Genomic DNA, 9,071 nt, shown 5'->3' on the forward strand with positions numbered 1-9,071 from the left:
GCGCGCGGGTGGGCCTTCGGGGGTCCGACCCGCGCGCGGGGTCACGGTTCCAGGACCACCTTTCCGGTGGTCCTTCGGGTTTCCAGGGCTCGGTGGGCGGCTGCGGCCTTCGCGAGGGGGAAGCGGTGGACGGCTGGTGTGAGGGTGCCGGTCGCGGCCTCTGTCAGGGCTTGGGTCTCCAGTGTGCGGAGGGGGGTTTTCTCGAACATGACGGGGCCGAGGACGTGTTGGGACAGGCCCGGCACCTCGTAGGCGGTGCCGTTGGTGACGCCCTGGGAGGACCAGCCGAAGATGAGGTGTTGGCCGGTGGGGGTCAGGAGGGCGGTCGATTCGCGGGCCGCTTCGCCGCCTACGCCGTCGAGGACGATCGTGGCGCGGCGGGGGCCCAGGTAGGTGCGGAGGTGGTGGGGCCAGTCGGGGGTGGTGTAGTCGAGGGAGAGGTCGGCGCCGTTCGCGCGCGCCTGCGCGGTCTTCGCCGGGCCGCCTGCCAGGGCTATGACCGTGGCGCCCCGGTGTTTGGCGTACTGAACCAGGAGGGTGCCGATTCCGCCCGCCGCTGCCGGAATGATGGCGATCGAGGCGGGGGTGAGGGTGGCGAACTGGAGGATGCCGAGGGCTGTGCGGCCGGTGCCGATCATGGCTACGGCCTGGGCTTCGTCGAGGGGGTCGGGGATCTCGTGGAGGCGGGTCGCGTCCGTGACGGCGAGTTCGGCGTAGCCGCCGGGGGCGAAGCCGAGGTGGGCGACCACCCGGCGGCCGAGCCAGGTTCTGTCCACGCCCTCGCCGAGGGACTCGACCGTGCCGGCGACCTCGCGGCCGGGGATCGTCGGGAGGGCGGTGGGGGTGGGGGCCGGGCCCTGGACGCCCTGTCTCAGGGCCGTGTCCAGGAGGTGGACGCCTGAGGCGCGTACGGCGATGCGGACCTGACCGGGGGCGGGGTGGGGGTCGTCGGTCTGCTCGTAGGTGAGGTTCTCGGCGGGGCCGAAGGCGTGGAGGCGGATGGCGTGCATGGGTCCCCCTGGGAATGCCGGGTGGCCGGTGTTGTTGTCGTACCGGTCAGGCGTCCCAGCCTTCGGCCTCAACCTCGCTTGAGGTCAAGGAGCTTGGGGCCGGAGGCGCTGGTTCCGGAGTTATCCACAGGTCAGGGCCGTTGTCAGTGGCGGGGTGCAGGATGGGGGCATGGCGAGCAACGGACGTGGCAGCGACGGCAGGCGGGGCGGGGTCAAGGGGGCTCGGCGGCCCGAGGTGAGGCTGCCGGAGCTGCGGGGGTTCGAGGGCGGGGAGGTGGAGCCGGACGGGGATTACGACGGGGTGGAGCTAAAGGAGCTGGACCTCGCGGGGCAGGACGGCGCGGGGTCGACGTTCATGGACTGCGCGCTGACGGGGTGCGCGCTGGACGAGACGCGGCTGAGGAACGCCCGCTTCCTGGACTCCCGGCTGACCGCGCCGCGCGGGGTGGGGACGGACCTGGCGGACGCGACGCTGCGGGACGTGGAGGTGACCGACGCCCGCCTGGGCGGCACGCAGATGTTCGGGAGCGTGCTGGAGAGGGTCGTCGTGCGGGGCGGAAAGATCGACTGTCTGAACCTCCGGCAGGCCCGCCTCAAGGATGTCGTTTTCGAAAACTGCGTTCTCGTCGAACCGGACTTCGCGGGCGCGCGTATGGAACGGGTGGAGTTCGTCGACTGCGCGCTCAAGGGCGCGGACTTCAGCGCGGCGACCCTGTCGGACGTCGATCTGAGGGGAGCGGTCGAACTGGGCATCACCGCCGGTGTGGACCGACTGCGCGGTGCCGTCATCAGTACGGCACAGCTGCTCGACCTCGCACCGGTGCTGGCGGGGGAACTGGGGATCAGGGTGGAGGAGTGACCGATGGGCACGTTTTACGGGAACGTACTGGTGGCGCGGCCGTGCCAGGAAGTGGTGCCGCTGCTCTCCGAGGAGACGGCGGCGGGCCGCCCCGCGATACGCGGGTACGCACTCGCGGTGGGCCCCCGGCACACCGTGATCCATCCCGCTGAGGAGACGGAGGCGCTGACCCTCGCGGAAGCGGTGAGCCGCCGCCTGTCCGTCCCGACGCTGGGCATGTACGTCTTCGACTCGGACGTACTGGTCATGCAGGTGTACGACGACGGCGAGCTGCGGCACGTCTACGACTCGTGGCCGGGGTACTTCAGCGCGGAGCGGCCCGCCGAGACGTGGTCCTCGGGCCCGGCACCGGACTGGCCCGAGCCGCTCGGCGCCGCCCCCACCGCGTTCCTCCCCTTCGCCGCCGCGCCCCTCGACATCCCGGCGCTGGAGTCCGTGCTGCGCTGCGTGCCGCTCGCGCGGGAGGACGGCAAGGACGGGCGGTACGTGTTCGCGGACGCGCAGCACTACGACGTGATGGCGCTGCTGGGCCTGTCGGCACCGAGGCTGAACACGGGGTACGGGGCACTGTCGCAGGGCTACCTGCCGCCGGGGACGGCGCTGACGGAGCTGTGGCTGCTGGGCGGGGCGACGTTCTGGGCGGGAGGTGCGCCGGCGGGGGCGTCGGGGGTGTGACGGGCAGTGCGGAGTGGCTGATGCCGGGTTCTTCAGCGGCGCGTCGTTCAGGGGCGCGGGGCGTTGAGGGCGGGGGCGTCGGTGGCACGGGCCGGGGCGCCGGTACCGGGCCGGGGGCGTGGGGCTGAGGCCGGGCCGGGGGCGTGGGGCTGAGGCCGGGCCGGGGGCGCGGGGCTGGGGCGCGGGGCTGGGGCGATCCGCGGCTCCGCCGCGTGGGCGCGACCGGCCGCCACGGCATCGCAGCCGCACGGCACCTCAACCGCCGACGGCCTCGCCCGGCACGTTCCGCCGCGCCCGGCCCCGCCCCCGCAGGGGTCAGCTCACCCGGGGGAACTTCGCCTGGAGCGTCCAGATCGCCGGGTTCTCGCCCAGGTCCTCGTGCAGGTCCGTCAGGTCGGCGATCAGGTCGTGGAGGAAGTCACGGGCCTCGCGCCGCAGCTCGCTGTGGGAGAACGTCAGCGGTTCCTCCTCCGCCCGCATCCAGTCCGCCTCGATGTCCACCCACCCGAACCGCCGCGCGAAGAGCATCCGGTCGGTCGACTCGGTGAAGTCCAGTTCCGCGTACTGCGGCCGGGAGGCGCGGGACCCCGCCGGGTCCCGGTCGATCCGCTCGACGATGTCGCACAGCGCCCACGCGAAGTCGAGCACCGGCACCCACCCCCACGCCGTGGACACCTCGCGGTCGGCCTTCGTGTCCGCGAGGTACACGTCACCGCAGAACAGGTCGTGGCGCAGGGCGCGGACGTCCGCGCGCCGGTAGTCCGTCTGCGGCGGGTCCGGGAAGCGGTTGGAGAGGGCATAGCCGATGTCGAGCACGCCCCGATGGTGTCATGACCGCGCCCTAGGATCTCCGACATGTCCCGACGAACCCGCGCCGCCGCCGTAGCCGTACTCCTGCTCCTGGCGGGGTGCAGCTCTCAGAGTGACGACGCCGGCGAGGGTGCGGCCGGTGTCGGGGACCCGTACTTCCCGAAGGCGGGGAACGGCGGGTACGACGTCACGCACTACGACCTGACGCTCGACTACGCCCCCGGGACCCGCCGTCTCACCGGCACGGCGGTGATCACGGCGCGCGCGACGCGGCAACTCACCTCGTACCACCTCGACTTGACCGGTCTGGACGTCGAGAAGGTCACCGTCGACGGGGAACCGGCGAAGACGAGTCGCTCCGGGCAGGAGCTGACGGTCCGCCCCGCGAGCGGCCTCTCCGAGGGCAAGGTCTTCCGGACGACCGTCCGCTACTCCGGTACGCCGCAGACGATCACCGACCCCGACGGGTCCGAGGAGGGCTGGCTCCCCACGGCCGACGGGGCGGTCGCGCTCGGGGAACCCGTGGGGTCGATGGCCTGGTTCCCCGGCAGCCATCACCCCTCCGACAAGGCGACGTACGACCTGAGAGTGACGGTGCCGGAGGGGCTGACGGCCGTGTCCAACGGGGAGTTGGTGAGCGAGAAGGCCGCCGGCGCGGGGCGGCGTACGTTCGCCTGGCGTACCGGGGAGCCGATGGCGAGCTATCTCGCGATGCTGGCGGTGGGGAAGTTCGAGGTGCGGCGTACGGCTGTCGACGGGCTTCCGGTGTATTCGGCCGTCGACACGACTCAGGTGGCCGCAAGTCGCGCGGTTGTGGGGCGGCTTGGGGATGTTCTCGACTGGGCCGCGTACAACTTCGGGCCCTACCCCTTCCGTTCGGCCGGGGTGGTCGTCGGGCGGACCGGTGACGCCGGGTACGCGCTGGAGACGCAGAACCGGCCCTTCTTTCCCGGGGCACCTGAACTCTCCCTGCTCGTCCATGAGTTGGCCCATCAGTGGTTCGGGGACTCGGTGACGCCCCGGACCTGGCGCGACATGTGGCTCAACGAGGGGTTCGCGACGTACGCCGAGTGGCTGTGGTCCGAGGACCACGACGGGGACTCCGCTCAGGAGATCTTCGACGCCGTGTACGCCGGGGACTACTACGACGACGCCGAGGCCAACGAGGCGGTGTGGGCGTTCGCGCCGGGTGATCCGCCGGGGGCCGAGCAGATCTCCGATCCGCCCGTCTATATGCGGGGCGCGATGGTCGTCCACCGGATACGGCAGATCCTCGGGGACGACGGGTTCTACGACTTCTTGCAGGGGTGGACCCGCGAGCATCGTCATCTCGTCGTCGACGCGGGGCAGTTGAAGGCGTACCTGGAGAAGCTGGCGCCGGATGAGGACTGGGACGGCGTGTGGGAGCAGTGGGTGTACGGGAAGTCCAAGCCCGCTATTTGACCAGCGGCTTCCGCAACACCGCGCACGGGCGCTGGAGTTGGCGGTCTCTGCGGCGGTCGATGAGTTCGTAGCCGAGGGCCGTCCAAAAGGCCATGCCCTGGGGGTTGTTGTCGAGCACCGCCAGGCGAACTGCCGTTCGGCCCGCCTCCCGGAATGTGTCCTCCACCGCTTCCGCGATGCGGCGGCCGTGGCCCTTGCGGTGTTCGCTCACCATCAGGAGGCCGATCCAGGGGTCCGGGTCCGACGGGTCGGGGTGGTGCGCCAACGTGACCGCCATACCGGCGAGTTGGCCCTCACTCCTCGCGAGCAGGACCTCGGCGTGCGGGTTCGCGAGTTCGTCGGCCAGTTCCTTCGCGATCTGCTCCGGGCGGACGTTCGCCGGGTCCGGGAAGTCGCCGCTCAACGCGAGGAACGTCTCGTTCGCGGCGTACAGGGCGGTCAGTTCGGTGAGTACGGGTGCCGGGATGTCGTGGTCCGGCGTGAGCGGGAGGGGCGTAAGGATCATGCCGCGAGGGTAGTGGGGCGGACCTCGAACCAGAGGAGTTTGCCGGTGACCGGGCTGCCGGGGTCGTCCTGGAGGGGCCAGCCGCCCCAGGCGTACGCGTACTCCTGGACGAGGCAGAGTCCTCGACCGCCCTCCTTGTTCGCCGGGGGCATCGGGGTGCGGCCGGCCGTGGGGTGCGCGAAGGGGTCCGGGATGTGGGGGTGGGTGTCCCAAATACCCACGCGGAGGCCGCCGTTGCCGGGGGCGGTCAGCCGTACCGAGGCGGGGCCCTTGGTGTGACGGTACGTGTTGGTGACCAGCTCGGAGGTCAACAGTTCGACGGGGTACAGGAGTTCGTGCATCGCGTAGGCGGTGAGGGCGGCGCGTACGGTCATGCGGGCGATGCGGGAGGCTCGGGGGTCGTGGGGGAGGCGGAGGGAGTAGGTCCAGGTGTCGGGGTTGGGTACGGTGCTCATGGGTGAACTCCGGGAGGAAGGGGACGTATTGGCTCAACTGCCGTGCAAAGGTGGGACAGTTGGGCGGCGGTACGTGGAACACCTTAGAGGCGTCGATGTGATAGTTAACGACGAACTGGAATAATGGTTCACGATTCCCTCGCGTGAGTGACACGCGGGGCGTGCCCCTGACGAGAGAAGGACAGTGCCGCCCACCTCTCCGCCCAGCCTGCGCCAGCAGCGCCTCGGCGCCGAACTCCGGAAACTGCGGGAGCATTCGGGCCTCACGGCGACCGCCGCCGCGGAACTCCTCGGCCTCAAGCAGGCGCAGATAAGCGGCATCGAGACGGGCCGGTACGCGGTCGGCGCGGACCGGGTACGCACGCTGGCCCGCGCGTACAGCTGCGCCGACGAGAAGCTGGTCGAGGCGCTCGCGGCGATGACGGGCGGGCGGGTTCGGGGGTGGTGGGACGACTATCGGGAGCATCTGCCTGTCGGGCTGGTCGACCTCGCGGAACTGGAGCACCACGCAAGCGCGTTGCGGGTGGCCATCGCTCTCCACATCCCCGCGCTGCTCCAGACCGCCGCGCACGCCAGGGCGATCTTCGAGGATGCCGCCACACCGTTCCTCCCCTACGAACTCGAACACCGCCTCTCCTATCGCATCAAGCGCCAGGAGGTTCTCCACCGCTCCGGGGGACTCCCTTACACGGCGGTGATCCACGAGGCGGCCCTGCGGATGCAGTACGGCGGCCCGGACGTCGCTCGCGCCCAACTGGCCCACATCATCGAGATGAGCGAACGGGACAACGTCACCGTGCTCGTCATCCCCTTCGCCACGCGGCACTTCCCCGGCAACGGCCAGCCCTTCGACTACGCCCTCGGCTCGGTGCCCCAACTCGACACGGTCCAGGTGGACACGTACCACGAGGGTTGCGAATTCCTGGATGCCCAGGCTCAGTTGGCGAAGTACCGAAACCTCCTGGACCGTATGGAAGCCTGCGCTCTCGACCCGGCCCGGACTCGCGACTTCGTCCACCGCCTCATCCAGGACCTGTGAAAGGAATCAGCGTGCGCACCCTCACCTGGCGGAAGTCCTCCTACAGCGCGGAGACCTCCAACTGCCTCGAAATAGCCCCCGCCCCCACCACCATCCACATCCGCGACTCCAAAACCCCCACCACCCCCCACCTCACCTTCCCCCACTCCGCCTGGGCCCGCTTCCTCACCCAAGTGCGTCAATAGCCGCCGTGATCAACCCCCTTGCCCCCGCCCCCCGCACCGCGATCGCCGACAACTCCGCGAACGTCCTTGCGTACTCCGCCACTTCACTCGGCTGAGTCACCGACAGCCTCGCCGAGACCAGTTCCACCTTGACCAAGGTGTCGTCGAAGATCAGGAAGGACTCCGTCGGCCAACCCCCGCCCCGTGGCACGCCCATGGGGATGATGCCGAGGGACACGGAGGGAAGTGCGGCGACCGAGATCAAGTGACCCAGCGCTCCCGCCATCGTCTCCGCATCGCCGATGACCGTGCGCAGGACCCATTCCTCGACGAGAAAGACGAAGCGGCGTCCGCCGGAGTGCAGGACGCGTTGGCGGTCCATGCGGAGAGCTACGGCCGCGTCGATGTCGTCGGTGTCTACGGGGCCCGCACTGGGGAGCGCCGCGATGTTGAGGATCGCGCGGGTGTACGCGGCCGACTGGAGCAGGCCCGGGAGCACCGCCGACTCGTATGCGCGGAAGCGCCGCGCGCGTTCGTACAACGGCAGAGCGGACTGCTGGATGTGCCGGAGCCCCGCTCGTTGGAGGCGGCGCCACTCGACGTACATGCCCTCGACCGCGTGCGCGGCGGCGATCAGGTCGGCGGTCTGGTCCTCCGCGTCGCAATGCAGCGTGTACGTACGGATGTCCGCGTCGGACGGTATCGTCCGGCCGTTCTCGATCCTGCTGCACTTGGACTCGTGCCAGCCGGACAACTCGGCCAGCGCCCGCGCTGTGAGGCCGGATTCCTTCCGGATCTCGCGCAGGCGCCGGCCGAGTGCGCGGCGGGCCTCGGCGACGCTGGAGGACGAGCCGGTCAACGCAGGACGTACTCCGAGTGGTCGATCCCCAGAGCCCAGACCGCCTCGAACGAGTCCACGCAGAACTTCACGACCGCCGGGTCATCGGTGAATTCCTGGTCGTCGGTGTCCGGCACTTCTCCGTCGCCGGTGAAGTGGTTGAAGATCATCGAGTTATTGTCGAAGATCCAGAAGTCGTTGCCGGGGAGCGCGAGCGCGGACGCGCGACGGCGCGGCAGCCAGCGGACCTGTTCGCCCGCCGTCACGTTGGCGGGAGTCACGTGGTGCTCGAACCTGATGTAGTCCGACACGGGCTCCGAGACGATGCGCGCCCGCCGAACCTCGACGCCCTTGGCCACGATGTCGGAGATCAGCTTCAACCAGGGCCGGAAGTCAGGGTCGTTGTCGACGATGTCGCCCCGGACACCGTTCTGCCAGGCGATGAACGAGGGGTCGGACTCCATGTAACCGTCGCGCATCTCCAGGTGGACGGCCGAACGGGTACAGGCCAACAGCCGTTCCCTAATTGTCGGTTCCGTTGCCACGGCCGATCACCTCCGGGAAGAACTGCATCATACGGCGGGGGAACTCGATCGCCGTCTCCCCTTCCGGGATGTCCATCTGCCGCCGCCGCTCGGGGTCCAGTTCCCAGCCCTGGAGTACGTAGTTGTCCGTCTGGTCGTCCAGATAGACGGTGGGTGACCCTTCCTTCTTGCTCTCCGGGTCCTTGCCCAGCTTGATCAGCGCCACTGCTGACCTCCTCACGTTGACGATGACGCACAGTCTTGCCCCCAACAACCCTCCGTAGCCAGAAACTTGCACGAACTTCTACGAACCCCGAGATCAACCCCCTGACCAGGGAGGTTGACCCACCCGAGTGAACCCCGCGCAAGCTCACGCAAGTTCATAGCCCCCCAACTCCCCGCCTCCCTACGGTCACCGCATCGACCAACACCGGGAGCCACCCCATGGAACCCCAGCACTACCCGTTGCCCGAACCGTCCCCGGTCCCCGGCTGCGCCGACTGCCTGTCCCTCGCGACGGCGAGACGGAACGCCCGCTCGACGTACGACCACAGCGCGGTCACCGACGCGAACGTCCTGCTGCGCAGGCACCTCGCCGAGGCGCACTGACGTCCTCCGTCCACCCCTGCTCCCCCTCAACTCCCGCCCGATGCCCACGCATTCGGACGGCGGCGGCCCACCTCACGGCCGTGTCCCAGTCGAGCTGGAAGGTGTACGACGATGCTGGACGGAACCGATCTCTACGCACT

At 69.9% G+C, this 9,071-nt stretch carries 13 protein-coding genes; 6 read left to right on the top strand and 7 right to left on the bottom strand.

Features of this window, described 5'->3' with window-relative positions; translation table 11 throughout:
- Positions 1 to 41: 41 nt before the first annotated feature.
- On the bottom strand, positions 42 to 1,010 hold the full coding sequence (locus PV682_RS35220; RefSeq protein ID WP_319735820.1) for a zinc-binding dehydrogenase: 969 nt from the start codon (positions 1,008 to 1,010) through the stop codon (positions 42 to 44).
- Between the two features lie 169 nt (positions 1,011 to 1,179).
- On the opposite strand from PV682_RS35220, the gene PV682_RS35225 reads away from it, so the two are divergent.
- Together PV682_RS35225 and PV682_RS35230 are read left to right on the top strand one after the other, a co-directional pair.
- Positions 1,180 to 1,869 carry a pentapeptide repeat-containing protein gene (locus PV682_RS35225; protein WP_319735821.1) on the top strand — a complete coding sequence of 230 codons (690 nt, stop codon included), beginning with the start codon at positions 1,180 to 1,182 and terminating at the stop codon, positions 1,867 to 1,869.
- A 3-nt stretch (positions 1,870 to 1,872) separates the two neighbouring features.
- Positions 1,873 to 2,544, top strand: coding sequence for a hypothetical protein (locus tag PV682_RS35230; protein WP_109363336.1), 672 nt, complete (start codon positions 1,873 to 1,875; stop codon positions 2,542 to 2,544).
- A 315-nt stretch (positions 2,545 to 2,859) separates the two neighbouring features.
- Here the strand turns inward: PV682_RS35230 and PV682_RS35235 are convergent, their stop codons facing one another.
- The gene (locus PV682_RS35235) at positions 2,860 to 3,360 is read right to left on the bottom strand and encodes a hypothetical protein (protein WP_319735822.1); all 501 of its coding nucleotides are present in this window, start codon (positions 3,358 to 3,360) and stop codon (positions 2,860 to 2,862) included.
- A gap of 39 nt (positions 3,361 to 3,399) precedes the next feature.
- On the opposite strand from PV682_RS35235, the gene PV682_RS35240 reads away from it, so the two are divergent.
- The gene (locus PV682_RS35240) at positions 3,400 to 4,797 is read left to right on the top strand and encodes a M1 family metallopeptidase (RefSeq protein WP_319735823.1); all 1,398 of its coding nucleotides are present in this window, start codon (positions 3,400 to 3,402) and stop codon (positions 4,795 to 4,797) included.
- Here the strand turns inward: PV682_RS35240 and PV682_RS35245 are convergent.
- Together PV682_RS35245 and PV682_RS35250 are read right to left on the bottom strand one after the other, a co-directional pair.
- On the bottom strand, positions 4,790 to 5,302 hold the full coding sequence (locus tag PV682_RS35245) for a GNAT family N-acetyltransferase (RefSeq protein ID WP_319735824.1): 513 nt from the start codon (positions 5,300 to 5,302) through the stop codon (positions 4,790 to 4,792). The two genes, PV682_RS35240 and PV682_RS35245, sit on opposite strands and share 8 nt — an antisense overlap.
- Positions 5,299 to 5,757: an ATP-binding protein gene (locus PV682_RS35250; RefSeq protein WP_319735825.1), complete on the bottom strand. Its 459-nt coding sequence runs from the start codon at positions 5,755 to 5,757 to the stop codon at positions 5,299 to 5,301. Before PV682_RS35250 ends, PV682_RS35245 begins: the two co-directional genes overlap by 4 nt.
- 184 nt (positions 5,758 to 5,941) lie before the next feature.
- On the opposite strand from PV682_RS35250, the gene PV682_RS35255 reads away from it, so the two are divergent.
- A complete protein-coding gene (locus PV682_RS35255) occupies positions 5,942 to 6,796 on the top strand; it encodes a helix-turn-helix domain-containing protein (protein WP_319735826.1) in 855 nt (284 codons plus the stop codon).
- 11 nt (positions 6,797 to 6,807) lie between these two features.
- On the top strand, positions 6,808 to 6,981 hold the full coding sequence (locus PV682_RS35260; RefSeq protein ID WP_319735828.1) for a DUF397 domain-containing protein: 174 nt from the start codon (positions 6,808 to 6,810) through the stop codon (positions 6,979 to 6,981).
- Here PV682_RS35260 and PV682_RS35265 read toward each other — a convergent pair.
- The 3 genes from PV682_RS35265 to PV682_RS35275 are packed head-to-tail and all read right to left on the bottom strand — an operon-like array spanning position 6,962 to position 8,548.
- Positions 6,962 to 7,819, bottom strand: a complete 858-nt coding sequence (locus tag PV682_RS35265; RefSeq protein ID WP_319735829.1) for a helix-turn-helix domain-containing protein — start codon at positions 7,817 to 7,819, stop codon at positions 6,962 to 6,964. The two genes, PV682_RS35260 and PV682_RS35265, sit on opposite strands and share 20 nt — an antisense overlap.
- A complete protein-coding gene (locus PV682_RS35270) occupies positions 7,816 to 8,343 on the bottom strand; it encodes a DUF6879 family protein (RefSeq protein WP_407705795.1) in 528 nt (175 codons plus the stop codon). The genes PV682_RS35265 and PV682_RS35270 overlap by 4 nt, the downstream gene beginning before the upstream one ends.
- The gene (locus PV682_RS35275) at positions 8,321 to 8,548 is read right to left on the bottom strand and encodes a hypothetical protein (RefSeq protein ID WP_319735830.1); all 228 of its coding nucleotides are present in this window, start codon (positions 8,546 to 8,548) and stop codon (positions 8,321 to 8,323) included. Before PV682_RS35275 ends, PV682_RS35270 begins: the two co-directional genes overlap by 23 nt.
- A 218-nt stretch (positions 8,549 to 8,766) precedes the next feature.
- On the opposite strand from PV682_RS35275, the gene PV682_RS35280 reads away from it, so the two are divergent.
- Complete coding sequence (locus PV682_RS35280) at positions 8,767 to 8,931, top strand: hypothetical protein (protein WP_319735831.1); 165 nt, start codon at positions 8,767 to 8,769, stop codon at positions 8,929 to 8,931.
- Positions 8,932 to 9,071: the final 140 nt, after the last annotated feature.

Source organism: Streptomyces niveiscabiei (genome assembly GCF_033794345.1).
Classification (GTDB): domain Bacteria; phylum Actinomycetota; class Actinomycetes; order Streptomycetales; family Streptomycetaceae; genus Streptomyces; species Streptomyces niveiscabiei.

Bases quoted from the DNA above. Each gene is read 5' to 3' on its own strand.
- PV682_RS35225 (WP_319735821.1), top strand. From the start codon at position 1,180: ATGGCGAGCAACGGACGTGGCAGCGACGGCAGGCGGGGCGGGGTCAAG.
- PV682_RS35250 (WP_319735825.1), bottom strand. From the start codon at position 5,757: ATGAGCACCGTACCCAACCCCGACACCTGGACCTACTCCCTCCGCCTC.
- PV682_RS35245 (WP_319735824.1), bottom strand. From the start codon at position 5,302: ATGATCCTTACGCCCCTCCCGCTCACGCCGGACCACGACATCCCGGCA.
- PV682_RS35230 (WP_109363336.1), top strand. From the start codon at position 1,873: ATGGGCACGTTTTACGGGAACGTACTGGTGGCGCGGCCGTGCCAGGAA.
- PV682_RS35220 (WP_319735820.1), bottom strand. From the start codon at position 1,010: ATGCACGCCATCCGCCTCCACGCCTTCGGCCCCGCCGAGAACCTCACC.
- PV682_RS35280 (WP_319735831.1), top strand. From the start codon at position 8,767: ATGGAACCCCAGCACTACCCGTTGCCCGAACCGTCCCCGGTCCCCGGC.
- PV682_RS35240 (WP_319735823.1), top strand. From the start codon at position 3,400: ATGTCCCGACGAACCCGCGCCGCCGCCGTAGCCGTACTCCTGCTCCTG.